Genomic DNA, 21,156 nt, shown 5'->3' with positions numbered 1-21,156 from the left:
AAGTGAACAGATGATAACGGTGGTTAACATCTATTTTAAACCTATAATACTTGAAGCTATGATGGATAAGAAATACGTTTATAAAATAAAAGAGGAAGAGACGGGAAAGATTCATACATCGATAAATAAATTAACGAAATTACAAATCATTTTGTCTCTACCTCTGATAGTGTATTCAATATTTGATTATAATTTAATAATAGGATTAAACATGACTTTATTTCTACCTTCGCTTTTAGCCACATGCACCATATCATCGGCATCTTTAAAGACGCGTCTTTGTGATTTGCGATCATCTTGTGTTAAATAACCAACACCTATAGACACTGAAAGTTTTATGACTTCCTTATTAGGTAGATGGAATGATGACTTCTCTACACCTTGACGAATATTTTCGGCAAGTTTGACGCTTTGATCCAATGTATAGTCATTAATTACAACAGAGAATTCTTCGCCACCATTTCTAAAAATAAGAAATTGTTTAGGGACATAATTTTTAAGCAATTGAGACATTTGTTTTAATACAGCATCTCCTGCTTGGTGCGTATATGTATCATTTACATCTTTAAAACCATCAATGTCTATAAGTAACAAGCCTAAGCTTTCGTTATGTGTCTCAGTATATTTAGATAACTGATTCAAATGTCTATCGAATTCTTTAACATTCCCAAGACCTGTTAAATAATCATATTTATCTTCATTTTCATAGCGATTAACGAGTGAGAAGAAATGCCATATATCTACGAATGTAATTGCAGAGGCAATTGTAATAATAAATGAAACAGGAATTAAAATTGCAATTTCAATTAAATCATAAATTGGACTCACTAATGCAAGTATAAATAAAATGATAATACTGATTGTATTTAATATAAGTAACGATATTATGTCATTTTGTTTTAAAAATGGACCTACTGCACTGACAACACCAGCAATAACGATTAAAGTGATACCGTATATAATAGAGTTGTTAAAAATAAGTATGTCAACTAATGATACGATGACAGCCGAAGCTAATGTGTAAACCATGTTGGTGTAACGTCCTAAAAATAATAAAGGTACAAACGTTAAATGAACTAAGTATTCTAAACGGAAGGGAATGGGATATGCTGCTAATAATAGTGCAACAAGTGTCATTAAAACAGTAACGTACCCTTTAGAAAAGACCATTCTTTTATTTTCAGAGTATTGCAGTCTATGAAACAAATATATGCCTGCAACCATGACTGAAATATTATATATAATTGCTTCAAACATAGTTTTACCGACTCCTTTATTGACCATTAGCTATTGTAAGTGAAAACTTACAATTTGTCATTAGTTAGACTAAAAAATTTATCACATAAAATAGTGATTAATGTTAAAATGTTAACTTAAGTGATATGATGAAAAAAAGTTTCGTCATGTGAGAGTATTAATATCGATGTAGATATATATGAAGAAAGAATGTTGTTATAAATTTGGGATGTCTTATTTTAGATTAACTACTATTATACAGTTGATTTAATAATAAGAAAAGATGATAGCAACTGATGTTATTACAATAGAATTAAAGAGTGATAGTAGTCGTTATTAAAGAGGAAAATCATACAAAATAAGCGACTCACGTTTAAATATTAACTATAAATATAGGAAGTAAAATGGTTGGATTTCTTAAAACTTATCCTTAATGATAGAAACTAACTTAATTTTGATGAAGGTGAACTGATGTATACATTATTACTCATTGCATTTACTATGATAGTCAGTTTAATAATAACACCCATTATTATTGCGATGTCTAAAAAATTAAATTTAGTAGATAAACCCAACTTTCGTAAGGTGCATACCAAACCGATTTCAGTCATGGGTGGCACAGTTATTTTATTCTCATTTTTAATTGGAATGTGGTTAGGCCATCCAATAGAAAGAGAAGTGAAACCATTAGTAATCGGAGCAATCTTGATGTATGCCGTTGGTTTAATCGATGATATATTTGATCTTAAACCATATATCAAATTAGCTGGGCAAATCGTAGCAGCTTTAGTGGTAGCATTTTATGGCATCACCATTGATTTTATTTCATTACCAATGGGTCCAACGATACATTTTGGAATTTTAAGTATTCCAATTACAGTGATATGGATTGTAGCTATTACAAATGCTATTAATTTAATTGATGGGTTAGATGGTTTAGCATCTGGTGTATCTGCGATTGCATTAATGACAATTGCATTTATTGCTATCTTACAGGCGAATATCTTTATTATTATGATTTGTTGTGTGTTAATCGGATCTTTATTAGGATTCTTATTCTATAACTCACACCCAGCTAAAATATTTCTTGGTGATAGCGGAGCCCTAATGATAGGTTTTATTATTGGATTTGTTTCATTGTTAGGTTTTAAAAACATTACATTTATTGCTTTATTTTTCCCAATTGTCATTTTAGCAGTACCATTTATTGATACTATTTTTGCAATGATTCGACGAATGAAAAAAGGGCAACATATTATGCAAGCGGATAAATCTCATTTGCATCATAAGTTGTTAGAACTTGGTTATACACATAGACAAACCGTCTTACTCATTTATTCCATTGCTATCTTATTCAGTCTATCCAGTATTATTCTGTATCTATCTCAACCTCTAGGTGCATTAATGATGTTCATTTTAATTATTTTAACGATTGAACTCATTGTTGAATTTACAGGATTAATAGACGATAATTATAGACCGATTTTAAACCTAATTACTAAAAAAGGTGATCATTCACATCCTCAACATCAATATGAAGAGGAAGACAATCACTAAATATCACAAAAGCTATCTAAAACAGAGTCTCGATTTCATCGTTATTTAGACTCTGATTTTAGATAGCTTATTTTTTAATCTGTTGTAATATCAAAGGGTAACATTTTAATCTCTTCAGTATTTAGCTCATAATTGCCAGCTGTCGTTCTATTTAAAAACTCGATAAAATCATCGTACTCAGTTTCAACTACATCTATTTGGTAGCTAACTTTATCAGTATAGAATTGATTTCTAAGCATAAAACTAGTGGAACCTAATTCATATTCAAATTTACCAGTTTGATCATAATTCAAAGTGACAGTGGTTGGAATAGCAGCTCTTAACTCCACACGTCCAATATCATAAATAACATCACGTACTGCACCGCTATATGCTCTTATGAGACCGCCACCACCTAATTTGATGCCACCAAAATAGCGTGTAACAACGACACACACATCATGTAGTTCTAACTTTTTTAATATTTCCAACATAGGGACCCCAGCAGTACCACTTGGTTCGCCATCGTCATTTGCTTTTTGAATATTCATTTCTGGCCCTACAGTGTAAGCAGAACAATTGTGTGTTGCATCTTTATGTTGTGATTTAACCTCATTTATGAATGCCTTAGCTTCATCCTCTGAAGCTACAGGTTTAATATGTGAAATAAAACGCGATTTATTAATTGTATTTTCAATAGTATGTTCTTCTTTAATAGTAATGATTGGTTTTGTCATTTTTTCACCTTCATCTTCGCTCGATTTTCATATTTGTATTATACACTCTGTAAAGACTTAAAATAAATTGTTTAATTAAGATTTTCTTTTTTAATAAAATATTGTATTATTACTATGAGTATAATTGAGGAGGACTACTATGAAGATTGCTGTAATGACTGATTCTACTAGCTATCTATCTCAAGATTTAATTGATAAATATGATATTCCAGTTGCACCGTTAAGTGTAACTTTTGATGATGGTGTAAGCTATACTGAAGATGTAAATGTTGATATTGACCATTTTTATAATAAAATGGCTTCTTCAGCAACGATACCTACGACAAGTCAACCGGCTGTAGGTGAATGGATTCAAAGATATGAAAAATTAAGAGAAGATGGTTACACAGATGTGATAGTTGTATTCTTATCTAGTGGAATTAGTGGGAGTTATCAATCTGGGAAACAAGCTGGAGAGTTAGTTGAAGGCATTAATGTTTATGCATTTGATAGTAAGCTTGCGGCTATGATGGAAGGTTGTTACGTATTACGTGCAATAGAAATGGTAGAACAAGGTTATAAACCAGATGATATCATAGCAGAGTTAACTGATATGAGAGAACATACAGGTGCTTATTTAATTGTAGATGATTTAAAAAATTTACAAAAAAGCGGACGTATTACAGGCGCTCAAGCCTGGGTAGGTACATTGTTAAAAATGAAACCAGTGCTTAAATTTGATGATGGTAAAATAGTACCAGAAGAAAAAGTACGTACTAAAAAGAGAGCGCTAAAAGCACTAGAAGATAAAGTCTTAAATCAAGTCAAAGATTATGATGATGTGACAATTTACGTGATTAATGGTGATAAAACAGAGGATGGTAAAGCCTTATTAGAATCTGTCAAAGCCAATGCACCATCACGTTACCAAGTAGCATATTCTGAATTCGGACCAGTGATTGCCGCGCACCTAGGATCTGGTGGGTTAGGTTTAGGCTACACAGCACGACAAATTAGACTTAATTAGAATGTTAAGAGGACATATGGAATTGTTAAATGACAATTCGGTATGTCTTTTTTATTGGAGGGATCGTCAATATTACATTATGGAAAGTTAATTCATTCAGAAATGATTATCAATTCGGAACAAGTGGCGCATGTTACTAAAGGCGTCATATTTAAAAATAACCGATGGCATTGTGTTCAATGTGAAACAGACGATGCTAAATATTTTCATCGCTATTTTTCAGATTTTATAAAAAGAGACATTATATATTGTAGAAAATGTATACAACTTGGTCGTATGGATCATTTGACTGATTATAAAATAACAAAGAGTCATCAAAAGGCTACGCTATGTGAATATCACCTTGAATTTGAGCTTTCAGATCAACAAAGGTATGCCTCACAACAAATTGTCAATGCAATTATGGAACGACGAAAATTATTGTTATACGCAGTCACCGGGGCTGGAAAGACGGAAATGATTTTCGAAGGTATTAAGTTTGCTAGAAATCAGGGCGATAATATTGCAGTTGTATCACCACGTGTTGATGTTGTAGTAGAAATTAGCCAACGGATTAAAAATGCTTTTCTCCATGAAGATATAGATGTATTACATCAAAGTAGAAAACAAGAGTTCAATGGACACTTTATCATTTCAACAATTCATCAGCTATATCGATATAAAAATCACTTCGATATTATTATTATTGATGAAGTAGATGCATTTCCTTTATCTATGGATGACGACTTATTTAAAGTAATTCAAACATCTTCCAAACAGACTGCATGCCATATTTATATGACAGCTACTCCGCCGCAGAAACTATTATCAGCGATAAGTAAAGATAATGTAATTAAATTACCGGCACGATTCCATCGACAACCACTTCCAGTACCCTGTTTTCAATATTTAAAGTTTAACCCTAAGAAAGTTCAATTTAAATTATTAAATTTCTTATTCCAACAAATACAACGTCAACGTTATACCTTAGTATTTTTTAATCATATTGATCGTATGATTAAAGCTTTTGAGACGTATCAAGGTCAAATATCTAATTTAATATATATACACAGTGAAGATGAGCGACGCTTTGAAAAAGTACAATCTTTAAGGGCAGGTAATCATGTAGTTGTTTTTACGACTACCATTCTTGAACGAGGTTTTACCATGGAAAAGTTAGATGTCGTAGTTATTGAAGCTGATCAATTTTCTAAAGAAGCATTAATACAGATTGCAGGTCGTGTGGGTAGAAAGAAGCAAGCGCCAAACGGGAATGTGATTTATTATCACAACGGTGTGTCGTTATCTATGATGTTAGCAAGAAAAGATATAAAAAAAATGAATCAACTTGGAAAACAAAAAGGTTGGTTAGATATTTAATGAAACGATGTCTACAATGTTTGAATCCTATCAACGAACCTTTAACTATCATTAATTTTTATAGAAAACCTAAAGTTTTATGTGAGACTTGCTATAGAAAATGGAATCAAGTAAAGATTCATGATGACCTAAAACGCTGTAAAAAGTGTTTGAAAGTCATGACAAAAGATGAACATATTTGTGAAGATTGTCAATTTTTGAATGAGCGATTTAACATACAGTATCAATTAAAATGTGATTTTATTTATGAAGGTATTATGAAAGAAACGATTCATCAATATAAATTTTTGAAAGATCATTATTTATGTCAGATCCTTGCCGAGATAATCAATATACCAGAAGGTAAATTTGATTACGTGATTCCTATCCCATCCCCAGATGAACGTAATATTGAAAGAACATTTAATCCAGTTGAAGAAGTTTTAAAAATGAAGGGTGTTGCTTATAAAAATGTAATAGGTACAGAATTTAGACCGAAACAAGCAGGTTTAAATAAAATTGATCGTATAAAAGAGCCTAATCCTTTTTTTATAAGAAACAATGTTGACTTGGATGGCAAGGAAATATTACTTATAGATGATATTTATACAACAGGGTTAACGATTAATCGTGCAATGTGTAAATTATCTACATTAAATGTCAGAAAATTCAATGTGTTTGCGTTTGCAAGATAAGGACGACGTGGTAAAATATAATTAAGCATTACCAATATAAGAGGTTAAAGGAGAGATTACTATGATTAGATTTGAAATTCATGGAGATAACCTCACTATCACAGATGCAATTCGCAACTATATTGAGGAAAAAATTGGTAAGTTAGAACGTTACTTTAATAATGTACCGAATGCGGTTGCACACGTTAAAGTTAAAACTTATTCAAATTCAACTACAAAAGTTGAAGTAACAATTCCTCTTAAAGATGTAACTTTAAGAGCAGAAGAAAGACATGATGATTTATATGCAGGTGTTGATTTAATTACTAATAAACTTGAACGTCAAGTTAGAAAGTATAAAACACGTGTAAATCGTAAGCACCGTGATCGTGGTGATCAAGAAGTGTTTGTTGCAGAAGTTCAAGAAGCGCCACCTGAAGAAATTAGCGGTGCAGAAGAACATAATGATAATGATATCGAGATTATTCGTTCTAAACAATTCAGCTTAAAACCTATGGATTCTGAAGAAGCCGTATTACAAATGAATCTTTTAGGACATGACTTCTTTATCTTTACAGACCGTGAAACTGATGGTACTAGTATCGTTTATCGTCGTAAAGATGGTAAATATGGTCTAATTGAAACAACTGAACAATAAGGGTTAATGTGAACCATAAATATAAGAATGAAATTAATTCAGTTTAATAATTGAATAGGGTCAAATTGGGAGTGAGATGATAGTTATTCGTATGTGAATACTTCATCTTGCTCCCTTTTTATAGATAATATTAAGGATTTATTCTGAATAATGAGTTGAGTAAAGGGATTTAAAAAGAAAGGTGTATGGATGTTTGAATTCGTAGACTCAATGATTATACTGTGCTAATCTTAATTGAAAATAACGGAAAAGAAATACTGTATAATAAATTTCGCAATTTATGCGAAGTTTATTTATTTGAGACGAGAAATAATACATTGTATCATGTTAGAATTAACTTGTTGACAATTCATTAGATTTAATTATGTTATAGATTGGAAAGACGCAAAGGCATTTTGATTGAATTACCATGTGAAATAACTTAAAGTGTGTAAGCTATGATTGCCAATATGTTTATATTATGGACAAAGGGAATAACGTATACTAATGAGTATTTAAGTATGATTCTAAATGTATAAATGGTAAGATTAATTGTTGAAAGCCAAGCAGTTTTTAGCTAAAGGAGCGAACAGAATGGGATTTTTATCAAAAATTGTTGACGGCAATAAAAAAGAAACGAAAAAGTTAGGTAAGTTAGCTGATAAAGTACTCGCATTAGAGGAAGATACAGCACTTTTAACTGATGAAGAAATTAGAAATAAAACTAAGAAATTTCAAGAAGAACTTGCTGAAATTGAAGATGTTAAAAAACAAAATGATTATTTAGATAAAATTTTACCTGAAGCATATGCACTTGTACGTGAAGGTTCTAAACGTGTATTTAATATGATTCCATATAAAGTACAAGTTATGGGTGGTATCGCTATTCATCATGGTGATATCGCTGAAATGAGAACAGGTGAAGGTAAAACGTTAACAGCAACAATGCCTACATATTTAAATGCATTAGCAGGGCGCGGTGTTCATGTTATTACAGTCAATGAATATTTATCTAGTGTTCAAAGTGAAGAAATGGCAGAACTATACGAATTTCTAGGTTTATCTGTAGGTCTAAACTTAAATAGTAAAACCACTACTGAAAAACGTGAAGCATATGCACAAGATATCACATATAGTACGAATAACGAACTAGGATTCGACTATTTGAGAGATAACATGGTGAACTATGCAGAAGAGCGTGTTATGAGACCATTACATTTTGCCATTATTGATGAGGTAGACTCTATTTTAATTGATGAAGCAAGAACACCGCTTATCATTTCAGGTGAAGCAGAAAAATCTACATCACTTTATACACAAGCTAATGTTTTCGCTAAAATGCTAAAATTAGATGATGATTATAAATATGATGAAAAAACAAAATCTGTAAACTTAACAGAACAAGGTGCAGATAAAGCAGAGCGTATGTTTAAGATTGATAATCTTTATGATGTTCAAAACGTAGAAATTATTAGTCATATCAATACAGCATTAAGAGCGCATGTGACTTTACAGCGAGATGTTGACTATATGGTTGTAGATGGCGAAGTACTTATCGTTGACCAATTTACTGGTCGTACAATGCCAGGTAGACGTTTCTCTGAAGGTTTACACCAAGCGATCGAAGCTAAAGAAGGCGTACAAATTCAAAATGAATCTAAAACTATGGCTTCTATCACATTCCAAAACTATTTCAGAATGTACAATAAGTTGGCAGGTATGACAGGTACTGCTAAAACAGAGGAAGAAGAGTTCCGAAATATTTATAATATGACAGTAACTCAAATACCTACTAATAAACCTGTACAACGTGTTGATAAATCTGACTTAATTTACATTAGTCAAAAAGGTAAATTTGATGCCGTTGTTGAAGATGTAGTTGAAAAACATAAAAAAGGACAACCTGTATTATTGGGTACAGTAGCTGTAGAAACATCTGAATATATTTCTAATTTATTAAAAAAACGCGGCGTAAGACATGATGTATTAAACGCTAAAAACCATGAACGAGAAGCGGAAATAGTAGCAAATGCTGGTCAAAAAGGAGCAGTTACCATTGCTACAAACATGGCTGGTCGTGGTACAGATATCAAATTAGGCGAAGGCGTAGAAGAAATCGGTGGTTTAGCCGTTATCGGTACAGAACGTCATGAATCACGTCGTATCGATGACCAATTACGTGGTCGTTCAGGTCGTCAAGGTGATAATGGGGATAGTCGCTTCTATTTATCACTACAAGATGAATTAATGGTACGCTTTGGTTCAGAAAGACTACAAAAAATGATGGGTCGATTAGGTATGGATGATTCTACACCAATTGAATCTAAAATGGTTTCAAGAGCAGTAGAATCAGCACAAAAACGTGTTGAAGGTAACAACTTTGATGCCCGTAAACGTATCTTAGAATATGACGAAGTACTACGTAAACAACGTGAAATTATCTATAACGAACGTAATGATATCATTGATAACGATGATAGTTCACAAGTTGTAGATGCCATGTTACGTTCAACATTACAACGTGGAATCAATTATCATATCAATGAAGAGGATGATAACTTAGATTATCAACCATTCATCAACTATATTAATGATGTCTTCTTACAAGAGGGCGAATTGAAAGAATCAGAAATCAAAGGTAAAGATTCAGAAGATATCTTTGAAGTAGTATGGTCTAAAATTGAAAAAGCTTATGCTAAACAAAAAGAAACGCTTGGCGATCAAATGAATGAATTCGAAAGAATGATTTTATTACGTTCTATTGATAGTCATTGGACAGATCATATTGATACAATGGATCAATTACGTCAGGGTATCCATTTACGTTCATATGCACAACAAAATCCATTACGTGATTATCAAAATGAAGGTCACGAATTATTTGATATGATGATGCAAAATATCGAAGAAGATACTTGTAAGTTTATATTAAAATCAGTGGTACAAGTTGAAGATGATATTGAACGTGAAAAAACAACAGACTTCGGTGAAGCAAAACATGTATCTGCTGAAGATGGCAAAGAAAAAGTGAAACCACAACCGATTGTTAAAGGTGAAGATATCGGTCGTAATGATCCATGTCCTTGCGGTAGCGGTAAGAAATATAAAAACTGTCATGGACAAGCATAGAAGTAACGAAATAAGTATTATATAGTTGAAGCCTGAGACAATGTTGTCTTGGGCTTTTTTGGGTGCATATGTCATTGTTTGAGAAAATAAGTCGATATCGATGATTAAGTTATGTGTCTTTAACACAATTAGCATACTGATACTGTAATTCAGTTTGTTTATGATAGAATATAAACGTATAATATGATGAATGTGGTGTAGTAATTTTTAAGAATTTGATAAAGTAAATATTAATAAAATAAAAATCATAGATAAACAAAAGAAATAGGAGAGACATTATGGAATTATCAGAAATTAAAAGAAATATAGATGCGTACAAAGACAATTTAAATCAAATTAGGGGGTCTCTTTGACTTAGAAAATAAAGAGACTAATATCCAAGAGTATGAAGAAATGATGACAGAACCTAACTTTTGGGATGATCAAAATAGAGCACAAGATATTATCGATAAAAATAATGCTTTAAAATCAATGGTAAATGGTTATTATGAATTAGAAGAAACCGTGGAAGATATGTCTGCAACAGTTGAATTGTTACAAGAAGAATTTGATGAAGATATGAAGCAAGAGTTAGAAAATAATGTCATCGAATTTAAAACAGAGATTGATCACTTTGAATTACAATTATTATTAGATGGACCATACGATGCGAATAATGCAATTTTAGAATTACATCCTGGTGCAGGTGGTACTGAATCGCAGGATTGGGTAAGTATGTTATTAAGAATGTATCAACGATATTGTGAACAAAGTGGCTTTAAAGTTGAAACCGTGGATTATTTACCAGGTGATGAAGCGGGTGTTAAAAGTGTGACATTATTAATCAAAGGGCATAATGCATATGGTTATTTAAAAGCGGAAAAAGGTGTGCATCGATTAGTTCGAATTTCACCATTTGATTCATCTGGACGTCGCCATACATCATTTGCGTCTTGTGACGTTATTCCTGATTTTGATAATGATGAGATTGAAATAGAAATCAATTCTGATGATATTACAGTTGATACTTTCAGAGCATCTGGTGCTGGCGGTCAACATATTAATAAAACAGAATCAGCGATCAGAATCACTCACCATCCTACAGGTATTGTAGTTAATAACCAAAATGAACGCTCACAAATTAAAAACCGTGAAGCTGCAATGAAAATGTTGAAATCTAAATTGTACCAACTTAAATTAGAAGAACAAGAACGTGAAATGGCAGAAATACGTGGTGAACAAAAAGAAATAGGTTGGGGAAGTCAAATTAGGTCTTACGTATTCCATCCTTATTCAATGGTTAAAGATCATAGAACAAATGAAGAAACCGGTAAAGTGGATGCGGTAATGGATGGCGACATAGGTCCGTTTATTGAAGCGTATTTAAGACATCAAATGGATAAATAAATTAATAAATAAAAGAAGAAGCGTTTGAGGCATATCATTGTCTCAAACGCTTCTTCTATATTAGCTATAGTAGTTTTAAAATCATGCTATTTAAATAAAAAGAATAATGAATTGTTTTGGAAATTTTAAAATAGACAGAATCTATGCAAAACATCTCTTGTAATATTACTCAGTTGATTATTATGACAAAGTCCAACTAACAATGAATTGCTCTAAAGTAGCTGATATATATGTATTTGTGATGATATGTAATAGGACACTTGAAATGATTGTGTATAAAAAATATATTACATCAATTTAACATTAACCATTATAAAATAATATTGTGTTATATTAAATTCAACAAATTAGAATACACAACAAAGGAATGACATATTTAATGAAGAAGACGTTTTTATTATCATTATCATCAGTAGCAGCGTGTATCGCATTCAACAATGTTGCAGATGCTCAAGAAGAAACTGCTGTACCTAATGTGAATACATCTGAAAACATAGCATCAGTTGGAACTGAAAATGCTAGTCAATATATCGTCAAACCTGGTGACACATTATATCAAATCGCTTTAAATCATAATATTACTTTAGATGAATTATATAGTCTTAATCCTGGGGTTACACCATTAATTTTTCCAGGGGATATCATTATTGTTTCTCCATATGAAACACAATATCAAGTTAATAATACAACTTATAATTCAAGCAATTACTATGTTGGAGAACCAACACCAACAGCAAGTCAACAATATGTAGATGTAACAAGTGGACCAACATCACAACCATTTGTTACAACGAATCAATCATATAGTAATGACACTGATGCTAGCTTGTATTCTGTAAGTAATTCAGGCAACTTATATAATTATGGGAACTGTACTTATTATGCATTCAATCGCCGTGCAGAGTTAGGTAAACCTATTGGAAGTTTATGGGGGGATGCTGGTAGTTGGGCAGTAAATGCTAGAAATGCTGGTTTCAAAGTGAATAATATTCCAGTTGCAGGTGCTGTTTTCCAATCTAATCCTGGAACAAATGGTTCGGGTGGCTATGGCCATGTAGGCGTAGTTGAAAGCGTAAATAGTAATGGTACAGTTACAGTTTCTGAAATGAACTGGAACGGTGGATTTAATGTGAAATCTTACAGAACAATTACAAATCCAGGTAGTTACAACTACATTCATTAGATTTGAATACGCACTATAGTTTTATATAGCAGTAACGTAATTTATATTATTACGTTGCTGCTTATTTTAATATTAATCAATTAAGTTGAAATCAGCATTAAGATATTGCTTTTAATCATGATGATGATTGGTATAATGAAACTAAGTTTCATCTATGATTAAATAAGAAGGAGGCATCACGGAATGGGCATACATCAATATTACAAAAGACTCTCTGACATGGAAAAGCTTATTAGGTTGCCTGGTAAATTTAAATATTTTGAGCATAATGTTGCTGCACACTCGTTCAAGGTAACTAAAATTGCTCAATATCTTGGCACTGTTGAAGAATATAATGGAAATGTTATAGATTGGAAGAGCTTATATGAAAAAGCACTAAACCACGATTTTGCAGAGGTTTTTACAGGTGATATTAAAACGCCAGTAAAGTACGCAAGTAGAGAATTAAAAATGCTTTTTTCACAAGTTGAAGAAGAAATGGTAGAAAATTTTATTAAAGAAGAAATTCCTGAACAATATCGTGACATATATAGTCAAAGGTTACAAGAAGGTAAAGATGATTCGTTAGAAGGCCAAGTACTTGCTGTAGCGGATAAAATCGATTTACTTTATGAAACATTTGGAGAAATCCAAAAACGTAACCCAGAACCTTTGTTTTTTGAAATTTATGAAATGAGTTTAGAAACAATTATGCAATTCGATCATTTAGCTTCTGTTCAAGATTTTATTGATAATGTAATTCCAGAAATGCTAACAGAAAACTTCATTCCTAGAACAGAATTACGGGAAACTACGATGACAATACTAAATAAAAGAAACAGGTGAAATAAATGATTTGGTATGCATGTGCTGCATTTTTTCCTTGTATTTTAATAGTACTTTTTAGTGTCGTTACTAAAAATAAATGGATAGGTACCTCTGTAACTTTAATATTAATCGCAACCTCAATATATAAAGGCTTTTTTCATAATGAATGGATTATATTTATTGATGTTGTATCATTATTAGCAGGTTATTTAATCATAGATCAACTAGAATTTCATAAGAGAGAAGAATAAAACTCGATTAATATACAAATAGATTGAAAATAAAGTGTATAAAACAAGCATAGTTTGCTAAGCTATGTTTGTTTTTTATTTATCTTATAATATAAAAAAGTTAGCGAACAAATGTTTGTATTTTGAGCTAGAGATTTGTTAAAATAGAAAATAAATTCAGTGTTAATATTTACCTTAGCGATATTATCAAAATGATGTATGACAAGAGGTTAACTAGGGAAAGTAATGAGTAAATAACATATTAAGTGACGATATTCTTTAAAAAACGAATTCACTGATCTCGAGTGATAAAAGTTGAGTTGTAAACAATACAGGAGGCGTATGTAGTAATGGTTGAACATTATCCATTCAAATTAAATTCAGAGTTTGATCCCCAAGGTGATCAACCTGAAGCAATAAAGAAAATTGTTAAAGGTGTAAAAGAAGGCAAGAGACATCAAACACTACTTGGTGCAACTGGAACAGGTAAAACTTTTACGATGAGTAATGTAATACAACAAGTAGGTAAACCAACCTTGATCATTGCACATAACAAAACATTGGCTGGCCAATTATATAGTGAATTCAAAGAATTTTTCCCGGAAAATAGAGTGGAATATTTCGTGAGTTACTATGATTACTATCAACCAGAAGCGTATGTACCATCGACAGATACATTTATTGAAAAAGATGCGTCTATTAATGATGAAATTGACCAATTAAGACACTCAGCAACAAGCGCATTGTTTGAGAGAGATGATGTTATTATCATAGCAAGTGTGAGTTGTATTTATGGTTTGGGTAATCCAGAAGAATATAAAGATTTGGTTGTCAGTGTGCGTGTAGGCATGGAAATGGAACGTAGCGAATTACTAAGAAAACTAGTTGACGTGCAATATACAAGAAATGATATAGACTTCCAACGTGGTACATTTAGAGTACGAGGCGATGTGGTCGAAATATTCCCTGCTTCAAGAGAAGAAATGTGTATTCGAGTAGAATTTTTCGGTGATGAAGTCGATCGTATTAGAGAAGTGAATTATTTAACAGGTGAAGTAATAAGAGAACGTGAACATTTTGCAATTTTCCCAGCATCCCACTTCGTTACACGTGAAGAAAAGATGAAAGTTGCAATCGAAAGAATTGAAAAAGAATTAGAAGAACGATTAAAAGAGTTAAGAGATGAAAATAAACTTTTAGAAGCACAGAGATTAGAACAAAGAACTAATTATGATTTAGAAATGATGCGTGAGATGGGGTTCTGTTCAGGTATTGAAAACTACTCCGTACACTTAACATTAAGACCATTAGGTTCTACGCCATATACATTGCTTGATTACTTTGGCGATGACTGGTTAATCATGATTGATGAATCACATGTGACACTACCTCAAGTGAGAGGTATGTATAACGGTGATAGAGCACGTAAGCAAGTTTTAGTTGATCATGGATTCAGATTGCCAAGTGCACTAGACAACAGACCATTAAAATTTGAAGAGTTTGAAGAAAAAACGAATCAATTAGTCTATGTATCTGCAACACCAGGCCCTTATGAAATAGAACATACCGATGAAATGGTAGAGCAGATTATTCGACCTACTGGATTGTTAGATCCAAAAATTGATGTACGTCCTACAGAGAATCAAATTGATGACTTGTTGAGTGAAATTCAAGATAGAATTGATAAAAATGAAAGAGTACTGGTTACCACATTAACCAAAAAAATGAGTGAAGATTTAACAACATATATGAAAGAAGCAGGAATTAAAGTTAATTATCTACATTCGGAAATCAAAACACTAGAGAGAATTGAGATCATAAGAGACTTACGTATGGGTACGTACGATGCAATTGTTGGTATTAACTTGTTAAGAGAAGGGATAGATATTCCCGAAGTTTCATTGGTTGTTATCTTAGATGCAGATAAAGAAGGATTTTTACGTTCTAATCGTTCCTTAATTCAAACAATTGGACGTGCAGCACGTAATGATCGTGGTGAAGTTATTATGTACGCTGATAAGATTACAGATTCAATGAGATATGCGATTGATGAAACGCAGAGACGTCGTGATATACAAATGGTACATAATGAAAAACACGGTATTACACCTAAAACAATTAATAAGAAAATTCATGATGTCATTAGTGCAACCGTCGAAAGTGATGATACAAATGAAAATAAACAAACAGAAGTACCTAAGAAAATGACGAAAAAAGAACGTCAAAAAACAATAGAAAACATTGAAAAAGAAATGAAAAAAGCAGCTAAAGATTTAGACTTTGAGAGAGCAACAGAGTTAAGAGATATGTTATTCGAATTAAAATCAGAAGGGTGACATTTAAATGAGAGAACCATCCATAGTAGTAAAAGGTGCAAGAGCACATAATTTAAAAGGTGTTGATATAGAACTACCTAAAGACAAGTTGATAGTGATGACAGGACTTTCTGGTTCAGGTAAATCCTCTTTAGCTTTTGATACCATTTATGCTGAAGGTCAAAGAAGATACGTAGAATCATTAAGTGCTTATGCACGTCAATTTTTAGGTCAAATGGATAAACCGGATGTTGACACAATTGAAGGCTTATCACCAGCGATTTCAATTGATCAAAAAACAACAAGTAAGAACCCACGTTCTACAGTTGCTACAGTGACTGAAATATATGACTATATTAGGTTGCTATATGCTCGTGTAGGAAAACCATACTGTCCTAATCATCATATTGAGATAGAATCACAGACTGTTCAACAAATGGTAGATAGAATCTTAGAATTAGAAACTCGAACTAAAATTCAATTATTAGCACCAGTTATCTCCCATCGTAAAGGTAGTCATGAAAAATTAATTGAAGATATAAGTAAAAAAGGGTATGTTCGCTTGCGAGTTGACGGTGAAATTGTCGATGTGAACGAAGTACCTGAATTAGATAAAAATAAAAACCACACTATTGAAGTTGTTGTTGATAGATTAGTCGTTAAAGATGGTATTGAAACAAGATTAGCAGATTCTATAGAAACAGCACTTGAACTTGCAGAAGGAAGTTTAACGGTAGATATTATTGATGGGGAAGAATTAAAATTCTCTGAAAATCATGCATGTCCAATTTGTGGATTTTCCATAGGTGAATTAGAGCCACGTATGTTTAGTTTTAATAGTCCTTTTGGAGCGTGTCCTACATGTGATGGTTTAGGGCAACGATTAACAGTTGATATGGACTTAGTCATTCCTGACCCAAATAAAACCCTAAATGAAGGCGCAATTGAACCATGGGAGCCTACAAGTTCAGATTTCTATCCAACGTTATTAAAACGTGTATGTGAAGTCTATAAAATTAATATGGATAAACCATATAAAAAACTAACCGATAGACAAAAGAATATATTAATGCACGGTTCAGGAGATAAGGAAATTGAATTTACTTTTAACCAACGATTCGGCGGCGGACAAAGAAAACGAAAAATGGTGTTTGAAGGTGTAGTTAATAACATCAATCGTCGCTACCATGAATCCCCGTCTGAGTATACGAGAGAAATGATGAGTCGATATATGACTGAATTGCCATGTGAGACATGTCATGGTCAGCGTTTAAGTAAAGAGGCACTTTCAGTTTATGTTGCAGGGTTAAATATTGGTGAAGTTGTTGAATACTCAATTAAAGAAGCTTTGAATTATTATCAAAATATCGAACTTTCAGAACAAGACCAAGCGATTGCGAACCAAATACTTAAGGAAATCATCTCTCGTCTAACATTTTTATATAATGTAGGGCTAGAATATCTGACATTGAACCGTGCGTCTGGTACATTATCCGGTGGTGAAGCACAACGAATTCGTTTAGCAACTCAAATTGGTTCTCGTCTAACTGGCGTTCTCTATGTACTTGACGAACCATCTATAGGTTTACATCAACGTGATAATGATCGTTTGATTAAAACCCTTAAAGAAATGAGAGATTTAGGCAATACGCTTATTGTTGTAGAACATGATGATGATACCATGCGCGCGGCTGATTATTTAGTTGACGTTGGACCTGGCGCAGGGAACCATGGTGGTGAAATTGTCGCTCAAGGTACACCTAAACAAGTAATGAAAAATAAGCACTCCCTAACAGGGCAGTATTTAAGTGGTAAAAAGAAAATTGATGTCCCAGAGCACAGACGTGAAGTGACTAATAAAAAAATTAGCATCAAGGGTGCTAAAAGCAATAATTTGAAAAACGTGGATGTAGATATCCCACTTTCAGTTATGACTGTAGTGACGGGTGTTTCAGGGTCTGGTAAAAGTTCATTAGTGAATGAAGTATTATATAAATCTCTAGCACAAAAAATCAACAAATCTAAAGTTAAGCCAGGAGACTATGAGTCAATTAAAGGTATTGATCAATTAGATAAAATTATAGATATTGACCAATCACCAATTGGTAGAACACCACGTTCAAATCCAGCAACATATACAGGGGTATTTGATGACATACGTGATGTGTTTGCACAAACCAATGAAGCTAAGATTCGAGGCTATCAAAAAGGACGTTTCAGTTTTAACGTTAAAGGTGGTCGTTGTGAAGCATGTAAAGGTGATGGCATTATTAAAATAGAAATGCATTTCTTACCTGATGTTTATGTCCCTTGTGAAGTTTGTGATGGCAAACGTTATAACAGAGAAACATTAGAAGTTACTTATAAAGGTAAAAACATAGCTGATGTACTAGAAATGACGGCAGAAGATGCGACCCATTTCTTTGAAAATATACCTAAGATTAAACGTAAACTTCAAACATTGGTAGATGTCGGATTAGGTTATGTTACTTTAGGACAACAAGCTACTACTTTATCCGGTGGCGAAGCACAACGTGTGAAACTGGCTTCTGAATTGCATAAACGATCAACAGGACGTTCAATTTATATTCTAGATGAACCTACAACGGGCTTACATGTTGATGATATTAGTCGATTACTAAAAGTTTTAAACCGACTTGTTGAAAATGGTGACACAGTTGTCATTATTGAACATAATTTAGATGTTATTAAAACAGCTGATCACATTATAGATTTAGGTCCAGAAGGCGGCGATGGTGGTGGTACAATTGTTGCTACAGGAACACCCGAAGATATTGCCAATGTCGATGGTTCATACACAGGTCAATACTTGAAAACAGTTTTAGAAAGAGATAGAAATGAAGATGAATCATAATAAAATGATGTTATAATTTATATTAAGGTGATTTCAGAGTATACTGGAATCATCTTTTTTAAAAGATTTTTTCATACCATACATATTTAAATAAAATGTAGATACTGTTTTATTGCTTATAAACGATAATCAATCAAAGATTTAACGTTGATTTTGCATTTATAAAACATGACTATTTTCTAAACATTGAGTTAATATAACTTTTTAATATAGATAGTAGTTTGATTTTTGATATGATTAAAGAAAGTGAATTTGTAGTAACAATTCAATATAGAGGTGAACGCATGTTAACAACTGAAAGATTAGTTGAAGTATTAAATTTAGAATTAATAGCTGGTGAAGAAGGGTTGAATAAACCAATTAAGAATACAGATATCTCTCGCCCTGGTTTAGAGATGGCCGGATATTTCTCTCATTATGCTTCAGATCGAATTCAATTATTAGGTACTACCGAGTTATCATTTTACAATTTATTACCCGATGATGAGCGACAAGGTAGAATGAGAAAGTTATGTCGACCAGACACGCCTGCGATCATTGTAACGCGAGGTTTAGAACCACCTAATGAACTTGTTGAAGCTGCAAAAGAGCTTAACACACCACTTATTGTTGCTAAAGACGCAACGACCAGTTTAATGAGTCGTTTAACAACGTTTTTAGAACATGAATTAGCAAAGACAACATCATTACATGGCGTACTTGTTGACGTTTATGGTGTTGGGGTACTTATCACTGGTGATTCAGGTATCGGTAAAAGTGAAACAGCTTTAGAATTAGTTAAAAGAGGTCACAGACTTGTTGCAGATGACAATGTTGAAATTAGAGAAATTACAAAAGATGAATTAATTGGTAAACCTCCAAAACTGATTGAGCATTTATTAGAGATTCGTGGACTAGGTATTATTAATGTAATGACATTATTTGGTGCAGGTTCAATCCTAACTGAGAAGCAAATTCGCTTGAATATTAATTTGGAGAATTGGAATAAAGAAAAATTGTATGACCGCGTTGGTCTAAATGAAGAAACATTACGCATCTTAGATACCGAAATAACTAAAAAAACTATTCCAGTAAGACCTGGACGAAATGTTGCAGTGATTATTGAAGTTGCCGCAATGAACTATCGTTTAAATATCATGGGTATTAATACAGCTGAAGAATTTAGCGAACGCTTGAATGATGAAATTGTTCGCAACAGTCATAAAAGTGAGGAGTAGTTAGATGATGAATTTAACGTTAAGTTATATTGATCCTATCGCATTTCATTTGGGCCCATTACAAATAAGATGGTACGGCATTATTATTGCTTGCGGTATTTTATTAGGTTATTTTGTGGCACAAGAGGCATTAAAGAAAGTAGGGTTACACAAGGATACACTTGTAGATGTTATCTTCTACTGTGCAATATTTGGTTTTATGGTGGCACGTATTTATTTCGTTATCTTCCAATGGCCTTACTATATGCAAAATCCAGGTGAAATACCAAAAATTTGGCATGGCGGTATAGCCATTCATGGTGGATTAATAGGTGGTTTTATAACTGGCATTATAGTTTGTAAAATGAAAAATTTAAATCCATTTCAAATTGGAGATATTGTTGCGCCAAGTATTATTTTAGCTCAAGGTATAGGCCGTTGGGGTAACTTTATGAATCATGAAGCACATGGTGGTATAGTATCAAAATCATTCTTAGAACAGTTGCACTTACCCCAATTTATAATTGATAATATGTATATTGATGGACATTATTATCATCCAACATTTTTATATGAGTCAGTGTGGGATGTTTTAGGATTTATTATTTTAGTTACAATTAGAAAGCATTTAAAATTAGGCGAAACATTTTTCTTATATTTAATTTGGTATTCAATTGGACGTTTCTTTGTTGAGGGGCTTAGAACTGATAGTTTAATGCTAACAAGTCATATTAGAGTAGCTCAGTTAGTATCTGTGATTTTAATTATTATCAGTGTGGTACTTATGTTATATAGACGTTTCAAATACCAACCACCCACATATAAGAATGCTGGACCATTAAGTTGGCCTAAACAGAAGGTGTAATTTAAA

16 protein-coding genes are annotated in these 21,156 nt (G+C 32.5%); 14 read left to right on the top strand and 2 right to left on the bottom strand.

Going from position 1 to position 21,156, the window contains the following annotated elements; genetic code table 11:
- Positions 1 to 186: 186 nt before the first annotated feature.
- Complete coding sequence (gdpS, locus tag LPC11_RS10055) at positions 187 to 1,257, bottom strand: GGDEF domain-containing protein GdpS (RefSeq protein WP_231307255.1); 1,071 nt, start codon at positions 1,255 to 1,257, stop codon at positions 187 to 189.
- A gap of 450 nt (positions 1,258 to 1,707) precedes the next feature.
- Between gdpS and LPC11_RS10050 the strand changes: the two genes are divergently transcribed.
- Positions 1,708 to 2,793, top strand: a complete 1,086-nt coding sequence (locus LPC11_RS10050) for a glycosyltransferase family 4 protein (RefSeq protein WP_023374822.1) — start codon at positions 1,708 to 1,710, stop codon at positions 2,791 to 2,793.
- 74 nt (positions 2,794 to 2,867) lie between these two features.
- On the opposite strand, the gene LPC11_RS10045 is transcribed toward LPC11_RS10050, so the two are convergent.
- Positions 2,868 to 3,509 (bottom strand): YigZ family protein, encoded by a 642-nt coding sequence (locus LPC11_RS10045; protein ID WP_002467465.1) that lies wholly within the window; start codon positions 3,507 to 3,509, stop codon positions 2,868 to 2,870.
- Between the two features lie 139 nt (positions 3,510 to 3,648).
- Between LPC11_RS10045 and fakB1 the strand changes: the two genes are divergently transcribed.
- From fakB1 to lgt, 13 genes are all read left to right on the top strand, one after another.
- On the top strand, positions 3,649 to 4,515 hold the full coding sequence (gene fakB1, locus LPC11_RS10040; RefSeq protein WP_023374823.1) for a fatty acid kinase binding subunit FakB1: 867 nt from the start codon (positions 3,649 to 3,651) through the stop codon (positions 4,513 to 4,515).
- A gap of 42 nt (positions 4,516 to 4,557) precedes the next feature.
- Entirely contained in the window at positions 4,558 to 5,874 is a 1,317-nt protein-coding gene (locus tag LPC11_RS10035; RefSeq protein ID WP_041613874.1) for a DEAD/DEAH box helicase family protein, read from the top strand.
- The gene (locus LPC11_RS10030; protein WP_041613876.1) at positions 5,874 to 6,548 is read left to right on the top strand and encodes a ComF family protein; all 675 of its coding nucleotides are present in this window, start codon (positions 5,874 to 5,876) and stop codon (positions 6,546 to 6,548) included. Before LPC11_RS10035 ends, LPC11_RS10030 begins: the two co-directional genes overlap by 1 nt.
- A 61-nt stretch (positions 6,549 to 6,609) precedes the next feature.
- Complete coding sequence (hpf, locus tag LPC11_RS10025; protein ID WP_023374825.1) at positions 6,610 to 7,185, top strand: ribosome hibernation-promoting factor, HPF/YfiA family; 576 nt, start codon at positions 6,610 to 6,612, stop codon at positions 7,183 to 7,185.
- Positions 7,186 to 7,758: 573 nt separating this feature from the next.
- The gene (gene secA, locus LPC11_RS10020) at positions 7,759 to 10,293 is read left to right on the top strand and encodes a preprotein translocase subunit SecA (RefSeq protein WP_023374826.1); all 2,535 of its coding nucleotides are present in this window, start codon (positions 7,759 to 7,761) and stop codon (positions 10,291 to 10,293) included.
- A 278-nt stretch (positions 10,294 to 10,571) separates the two neighbouring features.
- Positions 10,572 to 11,679, top strand: a protein-coding gene (prfB, locus tag LPC11_RS10015) for a peptide chain release factor 2 (protein ID WP_104681610.1) whose coding sequence is annotated in 2 segments (ribosomal slippage) — positions 10,572 to 10,643 and positions 10,645 to 11,679 — 1,107 coding nt in all. Because the reading frame shifts where the segments join, the coding sequence is not laid out codon by codon here.
- 379 nt (positions 11,680 to 12,058) lie between these two features.
- Entirely contained in the window at positions 12,059 to 12,862 is an 804-nt protein-coding gene (locus LPC11_RS10010; RefSeq protein ID WP_023374828.1) for a COG3942 and LysM peptidoglycan-binding domain-containing protein, read from the top strand.
- 183 nt (positions 12,863 to 13,045) lie between these two features.
- Positions 13,046 to 13,687, top strand: a complete 642-nt coding sequence (locus LPC11_RS10005) for a YfbR-like 5'-deoxynucleotidase (protein ID WP_023374829.1) — start codon at positions 13,046 to 13,048, stop codon at positions 13,685 to 13,687.
- Positions 13,688 to 13,692: 5 nt separating this feature from the next.
- Positions 13,693 to 13,920 (top strand): CsbA family protein, encoded by a 228-nt coding sequence (locus LPC11_RS10000; RefSeq protein WP_017638175.1) that lies wholly within the window; start codon positions 13,693 to 13,695, stop codon positions 13,918 to 13,920.
- Between the two features lie 329 nt (positions 13,921 to 14,249).
- Positions 14,250 to 16,235 carry an excinuclease ABC subunit UvrB gene (uvrB, locus tag LPC11_RS09995; RefSeq protein ID WP_023374830.1) on the top strand — a complete coding sequence of 662 codons (1,986 nt, stop codon included), beginning with the start codon at positions 14,250 to 14,252 and terminating at the stop codon, positions 16,233 to 16,235.
- A 7-nt stretch (positions 16,236 to 16,242) separates the two neighbouring features.
- Positions 16,243 to 19,089 (top strand): excinuclease ABC subunit UvrA, encoded by a 2,847-nt coding sequence (gene uvrA / locus LPC11_RS09990; protein WP_023374831.1) that lies wholly within the window; start codon positions 16,243 to 16,245, stop codon positions 19,087 to 19,089.
- 284 nt (positions 19,090 to 19,373) lie between these two features.
- Positions 19,374 to 20,306 (top strand): HPr(Ser) kinase/phosphatase, encoded by a 933-nt coding sequence (gene hprK / locus LPC11_RS09985; protein ID WP_023374832.1) that lies wholly within the window; start codon positions 19,374 to 19,376, stop codon positions 20,304 to 20,306.
- A 7-nt stretch (positions 20,307 to 20,313) separates the two neighbouring features.
- Positions 20,314 to 21,150, top strand: coding sequence for a prolipoprotein diacylglyceryl transferase (lgt, locus tag LPC11_RS09980; RefSeq protein WP_041614101.1), 837 nt, complete (start codon positions 20,314 to 20,316; stop codon positions 21,148 to 21,150).
- Positions 21,151 to 21,156 lie beyond the last annotated feature (6 nt).

The organism is Staphylococcus sp. HL28 (assembly GCF_021117155.1).
Classification (GTDB): Bacteria; Bacillota; Bacilli; order Staphylococcales; family Staphylococcaceae; genus Staphylococcus; species Staphylococcus warneri.
Note: the sequence above shows the minus strand (reverse complement) of the source record. Positions and strands in the feature narration are given on the sequence as shown.

What these genes read in the sequence shown, in the direction of transcription:
- gdpS (WP_231307255.1), bottom strand. Translation starts at nt 1,257, where the DNA reads ATGTTTGAAGCAATTATATATAATATTTCAGTCATGGTTGCAGGCATA.
- LPC11_RS10050 (WP_023374822.1), top strand. Translation starts at nt 1,708, where the DNA reads ATGTATACATTATTACTCATTGCATTTACTATGATAGTCAGTTTAATA.
- LPC11_RS10045 (WP_002467465.1), bottom strand. Translation starts at nt 3,509, where the DNA reads ATGACAAAACCAATCATTACTATTAAAGAAGAACATACTATTGAAAAT.
- fakB1 (WP_023374823.1), top strand. Translation starts at nt 3,649, where the DNA reads ATGAAGATTGCTGTAATGACTGATTCTACTAGCTATCTATCTCAAGAT.
- LPC11_RS10035 (WP_041613874.1), top strand. Translation starts at nt 4,558, where the DNA reads ATGTCTTTTTTATTGGAGGGATCGTCAATATTACATTATGGAAAGTTA.
- LPC11_RS10030 (WP_041613876.1), top strand. Translation starts at nt 5,874, where the DNA reads ATGAAACGATGTCTACAATGTTTGAATCCTATCAACGAACCTTTAACT.
- hpf (WP_023374825.1), top strand. Translation starts at nt 6,610, where the DNA reads ATGATTAGATTTGAAATTCATGGAGATAACCTCACTATCACAGATGCA.
- secA (WP_023374826.1), top strand. Translation starts at nt 7,759, where the DNA reads ATGGGATTTTTATCAAAAATTGTTGACGGCAATAAAAAAGAAACGAAA.
- LPC11_RS10010 (WP_023374828.1), top strand. Translation starts at nt 12,059, where the DNA reads ATGAAGAAGACGTTTTTATTATCATTATCATCAGTAGCAGCGTGTATC.
- LPC11_RS10005 (WP_023374829.1), top strand. Translation starts at nt 13,046, where the DNA reads ATGGGCATACATCAATATTACAAAAGACTCTCTGACATGGAAAAGCTT.
- LPC11_RS10000 (WP_017638175.1), top strand. Translation starts at nt 13,693, where the DNA reads ATGATTTGGTATGCATGTGCTGCATTTTTTCCTTGTATTTTAATAGTA.
- uvrB (WP_023374830.1), top strand. Translation starts at nt 14,250, where the DNA reads ATGGTTGAACATTATCCATTCAAATTAAATTCAGAGTTTGATCCCCAA.
- uvrA (WP_023374831.1), top strand. Translation starts at nt 16,243, where the DNA reads ATGAGAGAACCATCCATAGTAGTAAAAGGTGCAAGAGCACATAATTTA.
- hprK (WP_023374832.1), top strand. Translation starts at nt 19,374, where the DNA reads ATGTTAACAACTGAAAGATTAGTTGAAGTATTAAATTTAGAATTAATA.
- lgt (WP_041614101.1), top strand. Translation starts at nt 20,314, where the DNA reads ATGAATTTAACGTTAAGTTATATTGATCCTATCGCATTTCATTTGGGC.